Origin of the sequence: Lacunisphaera limnophila (genome assembly GCF_001746835.1) — a bacterium.
Classification (GTDB): domain Bacteria; phylum Verrucomicrobiota; class Verrucomicrobiia; order Opitutales; family Opitutaceae; genus Lacunisphaera; species Lacunisphaera limnophila.
This window is the reverse complement of record NZ_CP016094.1, coordinates 4003249-4022902: the sequence shown is the minus strand read 5'-3', so window position 1 is coordinate 4022902 and position 19654 is coordinate 4003249. Positions and strand designations below refer to the sequence as shown.

Genomic DNA, 19654 nt, shown 5'->3' with positions numbered 1-19654 from the left:
ATCCCGGGCTTTTTTCGTCCTACCATCAAACCGGCTGCGGTCTTACTTCTTATCCGTCAGCCCGCCGCTCCACTTGAGCTTGGCGCGCATGACGCTGAAATGTCGGTAGTCGCGGCGCTGCACCAGGCCGAGGTGGCGCTTGGCGATCGTGACCTCGACCGACGAGCCGTGGACCACGCTGCGGTTGCGCTGGCCGTCGAGGGCGACGAGCAGGCGGGAATCGGGGGAACAGTTGCGGATGCTCAGCTTCACGCCGTCGTTGAAGACGATCGTGCGGTTGCTCAGCGTGTGCGGGCAGATCGGGGTCATGGCAATCACGCCGGCCGCCGGGTGCAGGATCGGGCCGCCGGCGGACAGGTTGTAGGCGGTCGAGCCCGTCGGGGTGGAGAGGACGAGACCGTCGCAGAGGTAGTCGGTCACGAGTTCGCCATCGGCGCGGACCTCGAGGCGCACGAGCTGGGAATTCACCTCGGCCTTGATCAGGACGTCGTTGAGCGCGAGGTCGCGGCGGCGCGGGGCGGTGCGGCATTCCAGCAGGGTGCGCGGTGCGACGCGGTACTGGCCGAGGAGCACCTCGCCGAAGCACGCGCGGGCTTCCTCCGGGGAAAAGCTGGTGAGGTAGCCGAGGCTGCCCTGGTTCACGCCGATGAGCGGCACGCCGGCCGTGGCGGCCTCTGTCACGGCGCCCAGCAAGGTGCCGTCGCCGCCGATGATGCATCCGGCGTCGGAACCCTTGAAGTAGCCGCGGGGGAGCTTGTGCGCGGGGCGGCTCTTGATCCGGCGGACGCCCACCGTCCGCGCAATCGCGATGAGCTCGCGCGCCAGCTGGGCGGCGCCGGGCTTCTCGGTGTTGACGACAAAGGCGAGTCTGCGAATGGGGGACATGCTTTAAGCCCTAGTGCACACGAATGGGCACTAATGTCGAATTCGGATTGGGCTATGACTCCCGGCGCTGCTGCAGGTTGTATCAAGCCGCGCCAGGGGCGCTCACCTGGTCTGCGCCGTCTTGGTCAGACCCAGCAGGAATTCCCGGTTGCCGTCGGCGCCGTGGACCGGGCACTCGCGTTCGCCGACCAGGCCGGCGCCCGGCAGTTCCCGCAGGGCAAATTCCCGGATCTCGGTCAGCACGCGCAGCCGCACGGTGTCGTCGCGGATGATGCCCTGGCCGCGGTCCACCTCGGCCTTGCCCGCCTCGAACTGGGGCTTCACCAGCGCGACCAGCGTCCCGCCTGGGCGGAGGAAGGCCCACACGGCGGGCAGCACGCTTTTCAGGGAGATGAAGGACAGGTCCATGACGATCACGTCGTAATCGGGGCGCGGCAGGTCGCCGGGCTTGAGGTGGCGGGCGTTGACTTTCTCGAGGTTGGTCACGCGCGGGTCGCGGCGGAGTTTCTCGTGGAGCTGGCCGTGGCCGACATCCACGCAGGTGGCGCTGGCGGCGCCGGCCTGGAGCGCGCAATCGGTGAAACCGCCGGTCGAGGCGCCGACGTCGAGCAGGTGAGCGCCGGTGAGATCGAGCGGGAATTGTTCCAGCCAGGCCGTGAGCTTGTCGCCGCCGCGGCTCACGAAACGCGGGGGCTGGTCCACGCTCAGGTCAAAATCGGGTGGGTATTCCTTGCCCGGCTTGTCCAGCCGGTCGGTCCCGTGGCGCACGCGACCCGACATGATGAGTGCCTTGGCCTGCGCCCGGGTGGGGGAGAGCCCGCGCGTCACCAGCAGTTCATCGAGTCGTTGTTTGGAACCGGCCATGGCGGCAGAAAACAGCCTGTCCGCCGGTTCGTCCACGCCATAAACCCCGGGTTCAAAGACCAAAGCACTCAGCCCCGCTTCTGCCGGGCGGGGGACCAGCAGGTGGTGCGGCCGCCGACTTCTTCCCGGACCAGCGGCTGCTTGGTGCGGGGGCAGCGACCACCGTCAGACCAGCGGTGCCAGAAGAGCCACGATTTGGGGATGTGCGCGTTGAGGTCAGGGGGCAGGTAGTCGCCCTCGCCGGCGATGGTGTCGAGGGCGAGGCGGCAGACTTTCCGGCACTCCCGGTGCAGCGTGCGGACCTCGGCGACGGACAGCGAACCGGCGGGACGCTGCGGGTGGATCGCCGCGCGCCAGAGCACCTCGTCGGCCATCCAGTTGCCGATGCCGGGGAAACGCTCCTGCATGAGGAGGACGGCCTTGATCGGGGCCCGGGCCCGCCGTTGCAAAAAGGCAGCCACGACTTCGACCGTGAACGCGGGCGACAGGATCGCCGGCGCAATCCTAGTCCACCAGACGGGCGCCGTCTTGCCGTGATGGAAGCGCACCCCGCCGAACATGCGCGGGTCCTTAAAGACGAGCAGGCGTTCCCGCTGCACGAGGATCAGGTGGTCGTGGGCCGCCGCCTCATAGCCGGGCGGTTCGACCCGCAGTTCACCGGTCATGCCCAGATGCACGCCGAGCCATCTCGACTCCGCTCGGGGCAGGCCAGTGCCGCTGAATTCAAATAGCATCTGCTTCGCCGCGGTGGTGGACGAGAGGAGTTTGGCCCCCGTCAGGTGGCGGGTGAGTTGGGCCGGGTCGCAGTCGCGGAAGATCTTCTTCCCGGCGTGCAGGCGCACGGCGAGCACCTTGGCACCGTGGCCGGCGCTCCAGCGTTTGCGGAAGAATTCAACCTCGGCGAGCTCGGGCATCTTTTAGGATTTCGGATTGGGTCACTGGAGTGCGGGCGACCTCGCCCGCAGACGGCAGAGAGGTCGCTGCCGCTCCAGCATGGTCACTTAATTTCCCACTGATACGGGTGCCTTGAGAGCATCTTGGCCGGGCCCTGGGTCACCTGCACGACATCCTCCCAGCGGCAGCCGCCGAGGCCGGGGTAGTACAGGCCGGGTTCGACGGTGAGCACGGCGCCGGCTTTCAGCGGCGCCGACACGGCCGGCGAGATGCGGCCCGGATCGTGGACCTCCAAGCCCAGGCCGTGGCCGGTGCCGTGGAAGAAACCGACCGAGCCACCCTTGCCATGCCGGGTTTCATAGCCCGACTCCGTGAAATGGTCGACGATCAGGCCGTGCACTTCGCGGCCGTCCACGCCCGCGGTGATTGCTCGGAGCGCCTGTTTTTGCGCCTCGCGCACAGTCGCGACCATCCGGCGCTGCACCTCGCGGGGGCGGCCCTTCAGGTAGGTGCGGGTCATGTCGCCGAAATAGCCGGTTTTCAGCACGCGCGGGAACACATCGATGATGATGAGCTCGTGCGGCCGCAGCGGGCCCGAGCCGCGTTCGTGGGGATCGCAGGCCTGGTCGCCGCCAGCGACGATCGTGTCGCGCGGGTCGCCGCCCTGCTCGCGGATCGCCGTTTCGAGGGCAAAACGCAGGCTCTCAGAGGTCAGCACCGTGCCGCGGTGGACGAGGGTGCGGCCCTTGATGCGGGCGGCGCGGAGGATGCGCTCGGCGACGGTGAAGCCGACCGAGCAGAGCCGATTGCCCTCGCGGATGTGTTCCGCCTCCCGGGCGGTCTTGATTTCGCGCTCGGGGAAGAGGAGACCGCCGACGAGGTCCAGTTTCAGGCCGAGGGCGGTCAGTTTGAGGTAAAGGGCGGCGGGGAAGGTGTCGGCCACGCGGAAGCGGCGGACGCCCTGCTCGCGGGCGACGGTCGCGATGATCTCGGCGGTGCCGGCCTTGGGGCCGAATTTGGCCCGGGCGCGGGACCGGCATTCTTCCAGCGGCAGCACGAGATCGAAGCCGCCGGTCTTTTTGACGCGGCCGAATTCCAGCGGGCTTTGGACGGTGACCTTCTTGCCGTCCAGCCGCCCGAAGGCGATGAAGGGGTCGTGGACCTCCACCTGGCCGAAGTAGAGCAGATCGGCGCAGTGGTGCGTGCTGGCGTAGAGGAGGGGAGGAGGGAGGGCGGCCATGGGGGTGAGAGTGAAAGTGAGAGTGAGAGGGAAGGTGAGGGCGGGCAATTTATGATTTGCGCTTTGCGGGGCAAGGTGGGGAATCGGGGCATGGTTTTTCGCCGCCGGTTTCTGTCCCTTGCCGCCTTGGGCCTGCTCACGCTGCTGGTCGGCTGCGGCAACAACGACCCCAAGACCCCGGCGGCGCCGCGCAGCTTCGAGGAACGCTTTGCCGTCAAGGTCGGCGACCGCACCGTGCAGATGCAGGTGGCGCTGCTCCCGACCGAGACGCAGAACGGGCTGATGCACCGGAAGGCGCTGGGGGAGAACGAGGGCATGCTCTTTGTTTTCGACCAGCCCCAGCCCATGAGCTTCTGGATGCGAAACACCCTGATCCCGCTCGATATCGGGTTTTTCGACAACACCGGCGTCCTGAAGGAAATCTACCCGATGTACCCCCGGGATGAGAACCCCGTGGCCTCGCGCGGGCGGACGCTGCAATTTGCCCTGGAGATGAACCAGGGGTGGTATCGCACGGCCGGGGTGAAGCCCGGGGCGAAACTCGACCTGGCGGCTGTGGTGGCGGCGATCCGCGCCCGCGGGTTGAAGCCGGAGAGTTTTGGGCTGCGGTAAGCGAGCCCTGGAGTGCGGGCGGCTCCGCCCGCGGATCGGGCTCAGACCTTGGTCGTGAAGAGCTCCGGGTGGAGCGTGCCTTCGGCGACGCGGGTGACGGGGCCGGTCATGCGGATCGAGAAGTTGTCGCCGATCTCGATGCCGATCCGGCCGCCGGGCATGTGGACGGTGATATTGCGGTCCACCAGGCCGAGCCGGTGGGCGACGGCGGCGGACGCGCTGGAGCTGCTGCCCGAGGCGAGGGTGTAGCCCGCGCCGCGCTCCCAGATCTCGATGCGGATGTTGGCGCGGTCGAGGACCTGGAGGAACTGGACGTTGGTCTTGCGGGGGAAATTCGGGTGAGTCTCGAGGTGCGGGCCGTATTTATGGGCCAGCTCGGGTGTGATGGCGGGCAGGGGGATCACGCAGTGGGGGTTGCCGATGGTGGCGGCGCAGTACCTGAACTCGCGGTCGAGGATGGTGATCTTCTCGTTGATGACCTCACGGGCCGGGCCGGCGACGGGGATCTTGGCGCTGGCGAAGCTGACGTGGCCCATGTCGATGGTGAGCTGCTGGCCGCCGGGCTGGATAACGACGTCCACCACGCCGCCCGGGGTGTCGACGGTGAAGGGGGCGGTGCCGACCTTCTTCTGGTCGTAGAGGTAGCGGGAGAAGATGCGCAGGCCGTTGCCGGACTTCTCGGCCTCGGAGCCGTCGGGGTTGAAGATGCGGAGGCCGAACTGGGCCTTGGCGGTGGGCAGGGGGCCCCAGAGGATGCCGTCGGAGCCGGCGCCGAAATTGCGGTGGCAGATGACGCGGGTCTGCTCGGTGGTGGGGGCGGTCCAGCCGGGGAAATCGGCCGGGTCCATCACGATGTAGTCATTACCGAGGGCGTGGTATTTGTGAAAGCGCATGGGCAAGGGGGTAGGGTTGCCCGCGAATGGTGTGATTGACACGAAAAAAATCCGTGGGCCGGCGTCATATCCGGCCAGCCCGGATCAGGGCCCAAACCTTACAGTCTGCCTTGGTTGGCGCGGCGCTTCAGTTCGAGGTCGGGGTCGGCCGAGGGATCGGGTTCCCCGACGAGGTCGGGGCGGAAGAGCAGCCAGAGGAGGACGCCCAGGGGGAAGGTCCACATCACCAGCATGGCCACCAGAATACCGGACCGGCCCCGGCGCCGGCCGTCGCGGAACCCCCAAATCGCGTTCGCGATCATCAGCGCTGCTCCTGCGATCAGGAATAGCGGCAGGAAATTATCGAGGGTCATGATGCTAGGCTGATCGTGGCTGAAGCGACGGGTGCGGCCTTACGGTTCAAGTTCCCTCAACAGCCTCAATAGTCGAAAGCGATTATAGCGCTGCAAAAAGATGGGATAGACATTCAAATACAGATTGATCGCAAAAATGCCGGCAAATTGCGTCCCGGTCAGCGGCGCCATTCTCACGGTTAAGAGGCAACCGATCAGCAGCATAGCCACCAAGTGGATAACTTCGTTTCGCCGGGTCTCCCATTCCAGCCGTTTCAGTTCGGAATAAAGCGCTCCCCGGCCTCCCTGCACCGCCTTCCCGCCCCGCAGACGAAGAAGCAGGAGCTCAGTGAACAGGAGATATCGTTTGAAAAACTTTATGCCCAAGAACTCGTACACGGATCTCCCGCGCCATTGTTCGAGCTTACTTGGTTCGAAGTAATCAGGCATGGCGGTCGAATGTCGGCTCCGGCGGCACGGTAGGGGATCTGCGGCTAACAGGACTCGGCCGGTCGAAAGCTTGATCACTCGCCTGAGTGATCGCGAAGGCGGTCATGGACAAGGCAGTCAGGGGGACCTTCATTTTTATACTCGGCTTTTGCCTTTGCGGATTTGGCTGAGCATCACCGATGAGACAAGCGCGGGCGAGTGCGGAGTGAGTCCTTTCTTGTCAGCCGTAGCCTTGGCGAAGGCTGATGAATTACGGGAAATGCTGAGTGGAGCTTGGCGATACGGATTGCGGTGAATTACCGCGCGTTGCCTCTTTCAGCTAATTCTGTCCCTTCCTGGCCGAAAATCGCAGGCATGGAACTTAACGGAGCGTTTCAAGGAATGTCCGCATCTCGTGCAAGACCCGATCTTCATGGGAAAAGAACACAAAGTGATTGGCGCGAGGAATGTTGATCACGCGCGCCGACGGAACGCCCTTTGCAAACGCCTGCGCCTGGGGGCCGTTTCGGGCGATTTCTTCCGCTTCCGCTTTCGCCAAGGCCGAGGGATCGTTCGGATACCGCCAGCTTAAATCCGTCGGGATGGCGTAGATGGCGAGGACGGGAACGCGGAGGTCGGTGTACCGCTTCTTGCCCTCGAGTATTGCCCTGACCGGGGCCGGAAGTTTTGGATTTAGCGGGGTATTTCTCTCGGGGATCGTCGGCGAGTAGAACGCGTAATCGTAGGCGGCGTCCAGGTAGACCAATCCCGCAATGCGTTCCGGATAGCGGGACCCGACCGAACTCAACTCCTGTCCGCCGATGGAATGCCCCACCAGCACAGGCTGGTGGAGCTTCAGCGCATCAAGCACGGCGACGACGTCATCGCCCAGTCGGTCCGCCGAGTAACCGGTGTCCGGGCGACTGGAGCTGCCAAATCCACGTCGGGTGATGCCATACACGTGATACCCGGAAACAAACTTCGGGGCGAACCGATCGAAGGCCGAGCGGGCGGTGGACCCCAGCCCCGGTAGAAAGACGAGGGGACGTCCGGAGCCACCCCAATCCACGACTTGAACGCGCACATCCTTATCCACGGTGACATAAAACTGGGCCTTGGGAGGCTGGATCTCCTCGGTGTTGCCCTGATACCAATCCTGGGCGAGTTCCGCCCTGGCGCGGAGTTGGTGGATGATCGCGATCGCAAGACCTGCGAAAATGGCCACAGCCAAAGTTGCCTTCAGCAGGCTGCGCGCGCGGAATGGCATTCGTGCCCTTTGGCTAGGTGGATCATCGTCGCCTTTTGATTTTCGGAAACAGACGGCGGGCATAGACCGCCGCTATAGGGGGGCGAACTGTGCGGTCAGGGCCAGTTGGAGACGCGCCCTACTTGGAGACCGTCTCGGGAGCTGCGACGGGCTTGGCGGGCTTGCCGTAGCCGAGGAGGCCGCGCTGCTTGATGACTTCCGCAACCTTGGCGGGGACGAGTTTCTCCCAGGCGGGGTCGTTGTGCTTGATGCGCTGGAGGACGTCGCGGGAGAAGATGCTGAGGTAGTCCTCGTTGAAGCCCGTGATGCAGGCGATGTAGTGGTTCTCGAGCAGGTGGGCGTAGAGGTTGCGCAGGCGGTCGGCGACGGTGAGGTTGCGCGCGGTGATGAGGACCTTGGCGGCGAAGGCGTGGGCAACATGGGCCTGGCCGGCTTCGGAGGGCTGGCCGGTCTTGAGGTAGCTGTCGTAGGCGACCTGCTGCATCGGGTACACGTAGAGCTTCACGGCGTGGCGGAACATGCGGCCCATGGACTCGAGGATGCCGCCCTCGAGGTTCTCGTAATACTTCTCGTTGAAGATCTCGAGGAGGTTGTTGATGCCCATGGCGACGCCAATCATCTCCTTCGTGTAGCGGCGGAAGTAGGAGACGAGGCGGTAGAACTCGGAATAGTTCGAGATGAGGACGGTGAAGCCGATGTGGCCGAGCATGTCCACGCGGGAGAGGAAGTCCTGCTCGTCGAGGGAGCCCTCGGCGAGGAGGTTGTTCATCGTGATCTCCATGAGCACGACGACGTCCTTGCCCTTGACCATCGGCTCCTGGAGGAACTGCGCGGTGGCGCAGTTGAGCATGTCGACGTTGACGTGGGTGACGGGCCGGAAGCTGCCGCGCTCGACGAGGACGGGGCGGTTGTAGATGACTTCGGAGGGCTGGAGGACGTCGCCACTGGGGGAGAACATCACGGCGTTGGTCAGGCCGTGCTTCACGAGGTGGAGCGACAGGATGCGGTTGTCGATGTGGGTGAAGGCGGGACCGCTGAATTTCAGCATGTCCACCTCGACGCGGTCGGTGCCGACGTTGTCGGCGAGCGACTGGATGAATTTCTCCGATTGGTCCCGGTAGTAGAATGCGCCGTAGATGAGGTTGGTGCCGACGATGCCGAGGGCCTCCTGCTGGAGGATGTTCTTTTTGTCGAGGGTCCGGACGTGGATCAGGATGTCGCTCGGTTCCTCGTGGGGCTTGGTCTGGAAGCGGATGCCGAGCCAGCCGTGCCCGCTGGTGCCGCTCTTGGCGCTGGCGGTGGCGACGGTGTCGGCGTAGACGAAGAAGCAGGTGCGTTCGCCGCGTTTCTCGGCCAGGCGCTCCTTGAGGAGCTTGTACTCGGTGCCGAGCATGGTCTCGAGGCGCTCGCGGGAGACGTAGCGGGGGGCCTTGCCGTAGATGGCGTCGCTGAACGTCATGTCGTAGGCCGACATGGTCTTGGCGATGGAGCCGGAGGCGCTACCGGCCTGGAAAAAGACCCGGGCGACCTCCTGACCGGCCCCGATCTCGGCGATGGTGCCGTAGTGGGTGCCGTCCAGATTGATGGTCAGCGCCTTACGGTTGGTGGTCAGCAGTTCCTGTTTGTCGCTCATGGCTTTACGGGTGGGAAAGGTATTATCGGCACAAGCAAATGTCTAGCCAGGTTAAGGTGCGGGAAAATTTGACCGATAGGTAACACAACCGCTTATCGCGGAGCGACCCCGCCCGTCCCGAGGGACCGGCCGCGGGGCGTTTTTCGCTGGCGGGAGCGGGGGGGCGGCTTAGCTTCCGGCCATGAAGAATTTCTTCACCTCGTTTTTTGCCACCCTGTCCGCGCTGCTCGTCCTCCTGCTGGGGGGCGTCGTGCTCAGCTTCCTGCTCCTCGGTGCGCTGGTCGCCTTGGGCCAGAAGAAGCCCGTGGCGGTGCAGGACGACTCCTACCTGGTCTTTGACCTGTCGGCCAACATCCTCGACACGCCGGCCCAGAACGAGGGGCTGGAGGAGCTGATGGAGGCGCTGGGGAGCGAGTCCCGCGGGCACCTGCAGCTCCGCCAGGTCACCCGGGCGCTGCAGGCCGCGGCACAGGACAAGTCGATCCAGGGGCTGTTTCTCGTCGGATCGGTGCAGGCGGGATCCTATGGTTCGGGTTTTGCCGCGTTGAAGGAGGTCCACGAAGGCATCGCGGCCTTCCGGGCCGCCGGCAAGCCGGTGAAGGCCTACCTGAGCGTGGCGCGCACGCGCGATGTATACCTGGCGTCCGCGGCGGACGAGATCACGCTCGATCCGTATGGCGCGCTGGCCATGCCGGGCCTGGCGTCGCAGCCGATGTTTTTTGCGGGCGCCTTCGAGAAATTCGGCGTCGGCGTGCAGGTCACGCGGGTGGGCAAGTACAAGAGCGGCGTCGAGCCCTACACGCGCAAGGACATGAGCGCCGAGAACCGCGAGCAGGTGCAGAAGCTGATCGACGATCTCTGGCAGGACCTGACGGTCACGATCGAGACCGGGCGCAAGCTGCCCGCGGGGTCGCTGCAGCGCGTGGTGGACGCGCATGGGTTCATCCGGGCCGACGACGCCAAGGCGGCGGGGCTGGTGGACCGCATCGCCTATTTTGACGAGGTGCTCGACGACCTGAAGGCGGCCACGGGCCGGAAGGGATCCAAGGAGCCCTTCAAGCAGGTGAACCTGAAGGAATATGCCCGGCTCGTGGGCGGCAGCGGGCTGGCCGCCCGGCGGTCGTCGGGCGAGAAGATCGAGCTCGGCTCCGGCGAGAAAGGCCGGGTCGCCATCGTCTACGCCGAGGGCGTGATCGTGGACGGCATGGGCAACGAGGAAGGGTATGTCTACGGCGCCAAGACCGCGCGGTTGCTGCGCCAAGTGCGGCAGGACGACGGGATCAAGGCGGTGGTGCTGCGGGTGAACAGTCCCGGCGGCAGCGTGACCGCGTCCGAGGCCATCGGCCGCGAGGTGCGATTGCTGCAGGCGGCCAAGCCCGTGGTCGTGTCGATGGGCAGTTATGCCGCGTCGGGCGGGTACTGGATCTCGGCGCCGGCGGGCCGCATCTTCGCGGAGCCGACGACCGTGACGGGCTCGATCGGCGTGTACGGCATCCTCTTGAATTTCCAAACCCTCCTCACGGACAAGCTCGGGCTGACCTTTGACACGGTGAAGACCGGCAAATACGCCGATGCGCTGACGGTCACGCGGCCGAAGACGCCCGAGGAAATGGCGCTGATCCAGGGCTCGGTGGACTGGATCTACGAGCAGTTCATCAGCAAGGTGACCGCCGAGCGGAAACTGGAACGCAAGACCGTCGAGGAAATCGCGCAGGGCCGGGTATGGTCCGGCAGCGAGGCGCTCAAGCTCGGCCTGGTGGACGAGATCGGCGGCCTCGATGCCGCCCTGAAGCATGCCGCCGGGGAGGCGAAGCTCGGGGATGGCTTCCGGGTGTCCGAGTACCCGCGGCCGAAGCAGTTTGCGGAGTCCTTCACCGAGGCGCTGGACCCGCGGCAGCGGGAAAAGACCTTCGGCGGCCCGGCCGGGGTGTTGATCAAGGATGCCATGCAAGAACTGCGGGCGCTCGGGAAGTTCAACGACCCGCAGGGCCTTTATGCCCGGTTGCCTTTTGACCTCCGGCTGAACTAAGTTGGGGGCATGAATCAAGAGCTGACGCTATCCCAGAACTGTCCCGCCACGGTCATCCCCGCCGGCGACAAGGTGCGCCTGAGCGCCGGCACGAAGGTGTTCATCACCCAGACCCTGGGCGGCAACGTCACGGTGCGGACCGACCAGGGGTTGTTCCAGATCGCCAAGGAGAACGCGGGGTTGATCGAGGGGTATGTCCCGGCGCCGGAAGGGGCGGCGGCGAGCGCGGCGCCCACGACGTTTTCGGAAGAGGCCGTGTGGGCCTCGCTCAAGACCTGTTTCGACCCGGAAATCCCGGTCAACATCGTGGATCTCGGGCTGGTGTACGATCTCGCCATCGAGAAGACGGCGGCGGGCGGGCACAGCATCGAGGTCAAGATGACGCTCACGGCGCCGGGCTGCGGCATGGGGCCGGTGATCGCAGAGGATGCGCGGTCGAAGATCGCGCAACTGCCGACGGTCGAGTCGGCCAAGGTGCATATCGTGTGGGACCCGCAGTGGGTGCCGACGATGATCTCCGAGACGGGGCGGAAGGTACTGGGGATTGAGTGAGGAGGAACCGGCGCTCCGCGCCGGCTCCTCCAACGTCAGGCGGTCACCGTGTCCAGCGAGCAGCTCTCGGTGGGGGTCTCGCAGTTCGGGCGGGCAATGATGCCGGGGTAGGGCTCGTCGGCGAAGGTCTTGGCCGGCTCAGTGAGCAGGTGGCGGTCGCAGACCGCGAAGAGTTCGGCCTCGGTCATGGCGCGGCGCATGTCGTGGAGGAAACGGCCTTCGGCGTCGACGCTCTGGCCGACGAAGTTCAGGTATTTCTTCATCTTGGCCACGTGGGCGGCCTCGGGGATGTCAGGGGTCTGCGTCTCGCGGTAGAGGCGGTCGACGTATTCGCGGACGTCGGCGAGGGTGGGAGAGAAGACGGCGGTGTGCGCGAAACGCTCCCGGCACTGGCGGAAGATCCAGGGGTTGCGGATGGCGTGGCGGCCAATCATCACGCCGGCGGCGCCGGTCTCGGCGAGGACGGCGGAGGCCTTGGCGGCGGAGGTGATGTTGCCGTTGGCCAGGACGGGGCGGCCCACGGTGCGGGCGGCCGTGCCGATGAAATCGTAATGGACCTCGCTGCGGTAGCCTTCCTTGACGGTGCGGCCGTGGACGCTGAGCAGGTCGACGCCGTGCTTGTTGATCAGGGCCAGGATGCGCTCGTAGTTCTCGGTGGAGTCAAAACCGATGCGCATTTTGACGGTGAATAGCCCGGGCACGGCGTCGCGCAGGCGGCCGATGAGCTCGTCGATCTTGGCGGGGTCGCGGAGAAGGCCGCCGCCGACGTTCTTCTTGTAGATCTTCGGGGCGGGGCAGCCCATGTTGAGGTCGATGCCGGCGACCGGGTAGCGGAGGAGGTCCTGCACGGTGCGGACCATGTGGGGGATTTCCTCGCCGATGAGCTGGGCGAAGACGGGGCGGCCGGTGCGATTTTCGACGAGGGAGCGGACGATGTGCTTCTCGGGACGGGACTGGGCGTGGACGCGGAAGAACTCGGTGAAGAAGTAGTCGGGCGCGCCGTAGTGGGCCATCACGCGCATGAAGGCCAGGTCGGTGACGTCCTGCATCGGGGCCAGCGCGGACAGGGGCTGGCCGGGGAGGTGGCCGGCGGGGAGGGCGCGGGAGGGCGTGGAGGGGGCGGGAATCAAGCGGCGGGATTCTTCGCTGCGCCCGGAATGACAGGCAAGGAGAGTTTGGCGGGGGGCTGGGCCGGCGAGCTGGGATGCGCCGGCGGCGGGAAGAGCGCGAGCGAGCTCGCGGGCCCACGGGAAGGGCCGGCTACTCGTCGGACTCTTCCTTGCCCTCTTCCTTTTGCTGCTTGAGGACGCGTTCGAGGATCTCGCTCATGTCCTCGACGGCGTCGAAGACCTTGGCGGCGACGAAGATCGGGCGCTTCTGCTGGAGGGCGAGGACGATCGAGTCGCTGGGGCGGGCGTCGAGTTCGAGGAACTTGCGGCCGAGCTCGTTCTGCATGTGCAGGATGATGCGGGCGAAGTAGGTGCCCTCGTTGACGTCGTTGATGATGATCCGCTCCAGGCTGATCTCGAAGCCGAGGAAGAGGTGGCCGATGAGGTCGTGGGTGAGCGGACGCTCTTTTTTCACGCCGTTGATCGTCATCGAGATTGCGCTGCCGACGCTGGGGTCCACGTAGATCACGAAGGTCTTGTCGTCGTTGCCGAGGAAGACGGCACAGCCATTGGCGGTGGGCATCAGGCCTTTGATCGTAACCTCGGTGATATCAGCGGGCATGGGGTGAAAATGCGGGCGCGGGGGGAAAGTGCAAGCTGGGGTGCGCGCTGCGCGCGCGGTTGTTGGTTGTTGGTTGTTGGGGGGAATACAGAGGACGGAGGGCGGAGGCCTTCGGCTGGGCTCAGGGGGATTGGCTGGGGGCAAATCACAGTCGCGTGCGAGCATGCTCCCACAGGGGGGTCGATCTGGGCCAGTCGGAGACTGGCCCTAAACGGGCGGACGGGACTCAGAAGCCGTGGAGGCAGATGCCGAGGGCCTTGGCTTGTTTCAGGACGGCGGGTTTTTCCAGGACGATGACCTTGCCGGCCTCGAGGGCGGCGGCGGCGAGGCCGGCCTCATGCATGGTTGCGAGCGTGCGGAGGCCGAAGACGGGGACGTCGAAGCGGAAATCCTGGGCGGGTTTCACGACCTTCACGAAGAGGGTTTCGTCGGTCTTGAAGGTGCCGGCGCGGCGGAGCATGGGGTCGGTGCCCTCGAAGGCCTCGACGGCGAGGACGGTGCCCTTGCGGACGACGCAGCCCTGGCCGATATCGAGGCGGGCTATCTCGCGGGCGATGGTGATGCCGTGGTGGAGGTATTCCTCATCGGTCGGGAGCTTGGGGCCAGCCATGTTGCCCGGGGTGGCGAGCTGGTCGTCAATGAAGGCGCGGGCATCGAGCAGGGTGACCCCGAGCTTGCCGATCTCGGCGGCGATGGCGCCGAAGATGGTCTCGGCGTTGCGGCGCTTGAGGCCCATGAGGATCGAGGCGGCCTTGAGGTCGGGCTTGAGGCCGTGGAAGAGTTTCTTGGGTTTCACCTGACCGGCCATGAGGGCGTAGCCGGCGCCGAAGGCTTTCAGGGTGTCGAGCATCTTGCCGATCTGGCCGACGTTGAGGGTGACGCGTTCGGCGGCGGGGAAGGATGCGATGAGGCCCGGCTCGGTCTCATCGTCCATGGCGATCAAGCGCAGGGGGACCCCGGCGGCACGGATGGCGGCGGCGGTGATGACCGGGTAGTTGCCGCGGCCGGCGATCAGGACGACGGGGCGGGCGGGGTTAAAATCCGGGGGCAGGAAGGCGGAGGGCACGGTAACGTGATGGCGGGGGAACGGATGGCGTGCAAGCAGGGTCCGGCGGGGGGAAGACGCGGGCGGGGTCGCCGCGCTCCAGGAGGGAGGCAGGCGGGATTCGGCGATCCCGCCCTACAGGAGGCATAAAAAAGCCGCACCGGGCGGGGTGCGGCGGGGAGTGGCGGGGTTCGGAGACCCCGCCCTACAAGTATCAAGACTGGGAGCCGTAGTATTTCTTGTAGCTACGGTAGTACCGGTAGTTGGAGTAGTACTCGATGCGGCGGGGGGAGAGGCCGTTGAGGACGATGCCGAGCAGCTCGTTTTTGCTCTCGCGAAGCTGTTTGATGTAAAGGCGGATGTGTTTCCGGTAGGCGCGGTTGAAGCGGCACACGTAGATGATCTCGTCGGTGCGCTCGGAGATGAGCAGGGAATCGGTGACCGCGCCCATCGGCGGGGAGTCGACGACGATAAGGTCGAAGTGCTGCTTCATGGCCTCGATGAACTGGCCGAAGACAGGGTTCTCAAGCAGCTCGGTGGGGCTCTTGGAGCGGCCGCCGGAGCGGAGGAGGTAGAGGTTTTCGTCGACCTTGGCGAGGCCGAGGGCGGCGTCGGTGAAGGGGTCAGCGGGAATCTTGGCGCCGGCCTCGAACCAGGCGATCAGGCCGACCTCGTTGGTGAGCTTGAAGTGGCGGTGCAGCATCGGGCGGCGCATGTCGCAGTCGATGATGAGGACGCGCTTGCCGTGGCGGGCGAAGGAGGCCGCCAGGTTGCAGCTGATCATCGTCTTGCCCTCGCCGGGGATGGTGCTGGTGACGAGGACGGACTTCGGGAAATCGAGTTTGGACTGGATCTTGACCGCGCTGTAGACGCTGAGGAAGGCCTCGGAGCCGGGGGAGGTCTTGTTGCTGTTGACGAGGGAGTGTTTCTCGGTGTCGGGCACGTCGCCGAGCTCGGGGATGATGCCGAGGAGGTGGGCGCCGATGAAGCCTTCGATGTCCCAGGCGCTCTTGACGCGGTCGTCGATGAAGCTGAGGCCGATGGCGACGGCGGCGAAGACGAGGAGGCCGAGACCGATGCTGGTCTTGATGATGCTGCGAATATTCGGGGTGAAGGGGGCGCCGGCGGGCAGGGCGCGGTCGAGGGGCTTGACCGGGATGTTCTCGAGGTTTTTCGAGGTGGTGACCTGGTTGAGGCGGTTGAGGATCTCGATGTAGTTGTTCTTGGCGACGGTGGCCTGGTTCTCGAGGCTCTTAAACTCGACGGAGAGTTCGCCGAGGCGGAGCTGGCCCATCTCGGCCTCCTTGTATTCCTTCTGATAGGAGGCCTCGGTTTCCTTGACCTTGGTGTACTGGGTGCGGAGGTCGGAGAGGGACTGGGCGATGTCGTTCTGGATCTGGGCGGCGATGACGTCGATGGAGTTCGCCACGCTGATCATCTTGGGGTGGCGCTCGAGGTAGCGCTCGGCGAGGAGGGACTGCTGGTTCTGGAGCTCGGCGAGCTGGGTCTTGAGGGCGGCGATGTTGCCGTAGGCGGTGATGTAGCCGATCTCGAGCAGGTTGCCGCCGGCCTGCTGCATGCGCTCGATCTGGCCGAGGAGGTTCTCGAGGTCGATGCGGCTGAGGCGGGCGCTGGTCAGCGTGGCGTTGATGGTGCGCAGGCGCTCGCTGATGATGTTGATGCTGTTGTCGAGGGAGACGAGGTTGTGCTTGCGGCGGTAGTCCTGGAGGCGGCCCTCGGCGATCTCGGATTCCTTGCGGAGCTCCTCGGCGCGGGTCTTGAGGTAGTCGACGGCGAACTCGTTCTTGCCGCCGACGTTCTCGAGCAGGTAGCGCATGAACTGCTCGACGTAGCGGTTGGCGAGGAGGGCGGCGCCCTCGGGGTCGCGGTTGGTGACGCTGATGTTGATCAGGAAGCTGTTGCGGACGGACTGGGGGGCCATGCTGCCGAGGAGGCCGCCGACCGGGGGCGGGTTGGCGCCGGGGGCGAGGTCCTTGAGGTAGGGGCGCTGGAGGATCTTGATTTCCTCGGGGGTCAGCGACTGGGACACCATGGTTCGGAGGCGACCGCTGGTGAGGATCTGGATGTAGGTGTTAAGGTCGACGTCGGAGCGGACGGAGGTGTCGACGACCTGCTCGTTCTGCACGACCCGCTCGGGGCGCTCGAACTGCATGGTGGCCACGCTGGAGTACATGGGCGTCTCCTGGGCCTTGTAGTACCCGACGGAGAGCGAGACGAGGAGGGCGACGGGCAGCGCGATCCAGAGGCGTTCGCGCAGGATGATGTAATAGTCCCGGAGAGAGCGGCGTTCGACGACCTGATGGTCGTTGCCATGCAAGGACGCGGCGCGCTGGGCGGCGGAGCTGGATGGCGGGGAATCCGGGACGGACATCGGTGGTTTTTAGATCAGACGCTCGGGCACGTACACGATATCACCGGGTTGGAGGAGCATGGTCGAGTCATCAGATTTGCTGTCTTTCTTGCCCTTGATGACACTATCCACGTCCACTGTGAAGACTTTCCTTGAGCCATCGGGCATGATGCGGGTGACCGTGACGGCGGAGCCCTTGCCGATGTCGTCGATGCCGCCGGCCTTCGTAACAAGCTCGACGACGGAGAGGGTGGATTCGATGGGCAGGGTGTAGCGGCCGGCGTTGCGGATGCGGCCCTGGATGGAGACCTCGCGCGGGGCATATTCCTCGACGCTGACGGTGACCTGAGGATTACGGAGGTAGCGGCCTTCCTTGTAGGCGTTCTCGATGGCGGCCTGGGCCTCGACGACGGTCAGGCCCCCGATGGCGATCTCGCCGATGAGGGGGAGGTTGACGCGACCGCGGGCGTCGACGCGGCTGAGGCTGGTGAGGTCATCCTCCTGGAACACAGCGATGCGGACGCGATCGGCGAGCGCCAGGGTGTGGACGTAGTTCTTCTTGTCGGCCACCTGGGCGAGGGCGGGGAGGCAGAGCAGGAGGAACAGGGGGAGGACGGAGGCTCGTTTCATGGGCGGGATCAGTAGCGGCTGGAGACGTCGAGGGAGAACCCGTGGCTGTCGTAGTCGGAGAAGCTCAGGGACGACCAGTTGCGGAAATAGGTGTAGGAGGCGCCGATCTGCAAATGCTCGTTGGTGCGGTAGGAGGCGCCAACGCCCCAGGTGAAGAAGGTGTCGGTGCGCGGGAGCTCGTTGCGGCCGAGGAACTCGTTGCGGCCCACGGCGGTGTCGGCGGAGAACTCAAGCTTGCGGGAGAAGGTGTAGTTGGCGCGGAGGGCGGCGCTGGTGGAGTCGACCGAGGCGCCGGTCGCGATGGTGTTGAAGTCGCGGTTGAGGGAGCCGCCGAGGATGAACTTGCGGGTGACGGGCCAGTTGATGGAGGCCGAGGCGTTGAAGTGGTCGAAGGTCTCGCCGAGCCCGGCCCGGACATCGCGCACCTGGTAGCCGACGCGGACGGTGCCGGAGAGCTTGGAGAAGAGACCGCCGGTGGCGCCGACGTTGAACCAGTGGTCGGTGGTGCGCCCGCCGATGGAGGTGGTGGAGTTGCGCAGGCGGTAGCCGGCGAGCAGGTCGAGCTTGGAGGTGTAGACGTAGTAGGCGTCGACCGCCTGGCTGTAATCGCGGTAGTCGACGAGGGTGGAGTTGTCGCTGTAGCTGCGGCTGAGGAAGCCGGTGGCGGAGGTCAGGTAGAGGTTGTCGTTGACCGGGTATTTGAGGCTCAGGCCGAGCGGGAAATTCCAGGTGGTGGTGCGCAGGTTGACCGCGCTGTCGGAGCGGGTCTCGCGGTAGGCGTTGAGGGTGAGCGCGCCGGTGGTGCGGCCGGTGGTCTTGTTGAATTCCAGGTAGAGGCTGGGATTCAGGCTGTTCTCGTCGCGGTAGGTGCCGTAGGTGACGTAGTCGGCCTTGGCGGTGAGGTTGACGGCGATGATGCCGGCGCGCCGCTTGAGTTCCACGCCGGCGCTGGCGGAAACGGAGTAGTCGCCCCGGCCATCCGCCTCGGCGAACATATTGGAGTTGTAGCCGAAGGTGACGCCGCCGAAGACGAACACCTGGTTGCGCGAGCCATCAATATTCAGCAGGGCGCTGGCGGTATGCGGCAGGGCCAGGAGCAGGGCGACGGTGCACGCTCGGGCCAGAAGGCCGCGGTCGGAGCGAGAGGCGGATGGGCGTGGGTTTTTCAAGCTCAGGTACCGGGGAGGCGGTCAGGGCTGATCACGATGTTAGTGGGCGGTTCCTCGGGCACGGTGGGGCGGACGACGATCTCCTGATCGCTTTCGGCGCCGGCGGCCTCATCCCCGGCGGCCTCGGTCTCGCCGTTGCCGGTCCCTTCCTCGGCGGGGGGCGGGGCGGGGGCGGCGGGGTCCTCGGTGACGGGGGTCTCCTCCGGAACGTCGAGGCCTTGCTCGGCTTTCTTCTCAATGACATCGAAGGTGACGGTCTTCTTGGCGTTACAGGCGGTCTCGGTCCGGTTGTCGGCGGCCTGCTGGGCGGCCTGCGGGATCGGGCCGACGGTGATGGTGGGCTGGCCGCCGGTGCGGGAAGGAGTGATGGTGGCGCGTTCTCCGGCCCGGAGGATCTGCCCGCCGACGTCGCGCCCGCCGCTGCCGCGCACGGTGACGTCGCCGTCGAGGAGATCGACGAAGGTGACATCATCGCTGGTCTCGATCGAGACGCGACCGCCGCGGATGTTCACGTTGCCGTGCGGCGTGGAATAATTCATGGAACTGCCCGAGATCAGCTGGCTGGTGCAGATGCCGACGGCGCCGGTCGCCACGTGCACCTGGCTCTGCGAGATGGAGGGCTCGATGGGCGTGTCGAGCCGCTGGTTGTCGCGGTCCGGGCGGAAAGGTTCCTGCACGAAGCGGTCGATTTCCACGCGGGTGTTTTCGTCGACGAACATGCCGGTGCCGTTGGAGTAGACGAGGGCGTTGTGGGCGCCCGCCTTGGTCTCGATCACGGTGCCCGGGGCGTCGAAGGCGGTGGCCTGGCGGGCGGTGTAGATTTTGTCGCCGTTCTGGATCTGGCTCTCGCCGACGGTCTCCGCGAGGTAGAGCTTGCTGGTCGGGCCTTTCTTTTTGCCGAGCGAACGCTGGGCGAGCGCCACGGGAGCGGCGACGAGCGCGGACAGCGCGCAGAACACGAGGAGATGAGGGAGATTCGTTTTCATAGCCGATGCTTGTTGAGGTGCTGACCCTTGATTCCTCCCGACAGAACTAGGGTGTTACACCTATGACAAGATCAAATACGTGTATTCCCGTA

19 protein-coding genes are annotated in these 19654 nt (G+C 65.6%); 3 read left to right on the top strand and 16 right to left on the bottom strand.

Annotated elements, in window-relative coordinates:
- Positions 1–42 precede the first annotated feature (42 nt).
- From Verru16B_RS16890 to Verru16B_RS16875, 4 genes are all read right to left on the bottom strand, one after another.
- Complete coding sequence (locus Verru16B_RS16890; protein ID WP_069963386.1) at positions 43–885, bottom strand: NAD(+)/NADH kinase; 843 nt, start codon at positions 883–885, stop codon at positions 43–45.
- Positions 886–987: 102 nt separating this feature from the next.
- Complete coding sequence (locus Verru16B_RS16885) at positions 988–1749, bottom strand: TlyA family RNA methyltransferase (protein ID WP_069963385.1); 762 nt, start codon at positions 1747–1749, stop codon at positions 988–990.
- A gap of 68 nt (positions 1750–1817) precedes the next feature.
- Positions 1818–2663 (bottom strand): Fpg/Nei family DNA glycosylase, encoded by an 846-nt coding sequence (locus Verru16B_RS16880; RefSeq protein WP_069963384.1) that lies wholly within the window; start codon positions 2661–2663, stop codon positions 1818–1820.
- A gap of 83 nt (positions 2664–2746) precedes the next feature.
- A complete protein-coding gene (locus tag Verru16B_RS16875; protein ID WP_069963798.1) occupies positions 2747–3883 on the bottom strand; it encodes a M24 family metallopeptidase in 1137 nt (378 codons plus the stop codon).
- A gap of 90 nt (positions 3884–3973) precedes the next feature.
- On the opposite strand from Verru16B_RS16875, the gene Verru16B_RS16870 reads away from it, so the two are divergent.
- Positions 3974–4495, top strand: coding sequence for a DUF192 domain-containing protein (locus Verru16B_RS16870; protein WP_069963383.1), 522 nt, complete (start codon positions 3974–3976; stop codon positions 4493–4495).
- A gap of 41 nt (positions 4496–4536) precedes the next feature.
- On the opposite strand, the gene dapF is transcribed toward Verru16B_RS16870, so the two are convergent.
- The 5 genes from dapF to Verru16B_RS16845 form a co-directional block, all read right to left on the bottom strand.
- Positions 4537–5388, bottom strand: a complete 852-nt coding sequence (gene dapF, locus Verru16B_RS16865) for a diaminopimelate epimerase (protein WP_069963382.1) — start codon at positions 5386–5388, stop codon at positions 4537–4539.
- Positions 5389–5486: 98 nt separating this feature from the next.
- Positions 5487–5741, bottom strand: coding sequence for a hypothetical protein (locus Verru16B_RS18145; protein ID WP_179947400.1), 255 nt, complete (start codon positions 5739–5741; stop codon positions 5487–5489).
- Between the two features lie 39 nt (positions 5742–5780).
- Positions 5781–6170 (bottom strand): glycosyl-4,4'-diaponeurosporenoate acyltransferase CrtO family protein, encoded by a 390-nt coding sequence (locus Verru16B_RS16855; protein WP_069963380.1) that lies wholly within the window; start codon positions 6168–6170, stop codon positions 5781–5783.
- Positions 6171–6531: 361 nt separating this feature from the next.
- Positions 6532–7479 carry an alpha/beta fold hydrolase gene (locus tag Verru16B_RS16850; protein WP_083270442.1) on the bottom strand — a complete coding sequence of 316 codons (948 nt, stop codon included), beginning with the start codon at positions 7477–7479 and terminating at the stop codon, positions 6532–6534.
- A gap of 55 nt (positions 7480–7534) precedes the next feature.
- Positions 7535–9049, bottom strand: a complete 1515-nt coding sequence (locus tag Verru16B_RS16845) for a nicotinate-nucleotide adenylyltransferase (protein WP_069963378.1) — start codon at positions 9047–9049, stop codon at positions 7535–7537.
- 181 nt (positions 9050–9230) lie between these two features.
- On the opposite strand from Verru16B_RS16845, the gene sppA reads away from it, so the two are divergent.
- Positions 9231–11078, top strand: coding sequence for a signal peptide peptidase SppA (gene sppA / locus Verru16B_RS16840; protein ID WP_069963377.1), 1848 nt, complete (start codon positions 9231–9233; stop codon positions 11076–11078).
- 9 nt (positions 11079–11087) lie between these two features.
- Positions 11088–11630 (top strand): iron-sulfur cluster assembly protein, encoded by a 543-nt coding sequence (locus Verru16B_RS16835; RefSeq protein ID WP_069963376.1) that lies wholly within the window; start codon positions 11088–11090, stop codon positions 11628–11630.
- A 35-nt stretch (positions 11631–11665) separates the two neighbouring features.
- Here Verru16B_RS16835 and Verru16B_RS16830 read toward each other — a convergent pair whose 3' ends face one another.
- The 7 genes from Verru16B_RS16830 to Verru16B_RS16800 all read right to left on the bottom strand — a co-directional run bounded on the left by Verru16B_RS16830 (position 11666) and on the right by Verru16B_RS16800 (position 19562).
- On the bottom strand, positions 11666–12679 hold the full coding sequence (locus Verru16B_RS16830; protein WP_083270546.1) for a tRNA-dihydrouridine synthase: 1014 nt from the start codon (positions 12677–12679) through the stop codon (positions 11666–11668).
- A 211-nt stretch (positions 12680–12890) separates the two neighbouring features.
- Positions 12891–13361: a bifunctional nuclease family protein gene (locus Verru16B_RS16825; protein ID WP_069963375.1), complete on the bottom strand. Its 471-nt coding sequence runs from the start codon at positions 13359–13361 to the stop codon at positions 12891–12893.
- Positions 13362–13587: 226 nt separating this feature from the next.
- Positions 13588–14427, bottom strand: a complete 840-nt coding sequence (locus tag Verru16B_RS16820; protein WP_069963374.1) for an LpxI family protein — start codon at positions 14425–14427, stop codon at positions 13588–13590.
- 193 nt (positions 14428–14620) lie between these two features.
- A complete protein-coding gene (locus Verru16B_RS16815; RefSeq protein ID WP_069963373.1) occupies positions 14621–16798 on the bottom strand; it encodes a GumC family protein in 2178 nt (725 codons plus the stop codon).
- Positions 16799–16807: 9 nt separating this feature from the next.
- Positions 16808–17407 carry a polysaccharide biosynthesis/export family protein gene (locus Verru16B_RS16810; protein WP_069963372.1) on the bottom strand — a complete coding sequence of 200 codons (600 nt, stop codon included), beginning with the start codon at positions 17405–17407 and terminating at the stop codon, positions 16808–16810.
- Between the two features lie 8 nt (positions 17408–17415).
- On the bottom strand, positions 17416–18576 hold the full coding sequence (locus Verru16B_RS16805; protein ID WP_069963371.1) for an outer membrane beta-barrel protein: 1161 nt from the start codon (positions 18574–18576) through the stop codon (positions 17416–17418).
- A 2-nt stretch (positions 18577–18578) separates the two neighbouring features.
- The gene (locus Verru16B_RS16800) at positions 18579–19562 is read right to left on the bottom strand and encodes a FecR family protein (RefSeq protein ID WP_069963370.1); all 984 of its coding nucleotides are present in this window, start codon (positions 19560–19562) and stop codon (positions 18579–18581) included.
- Positions 19563–19654: the final 92 nt, after the last annotated feature.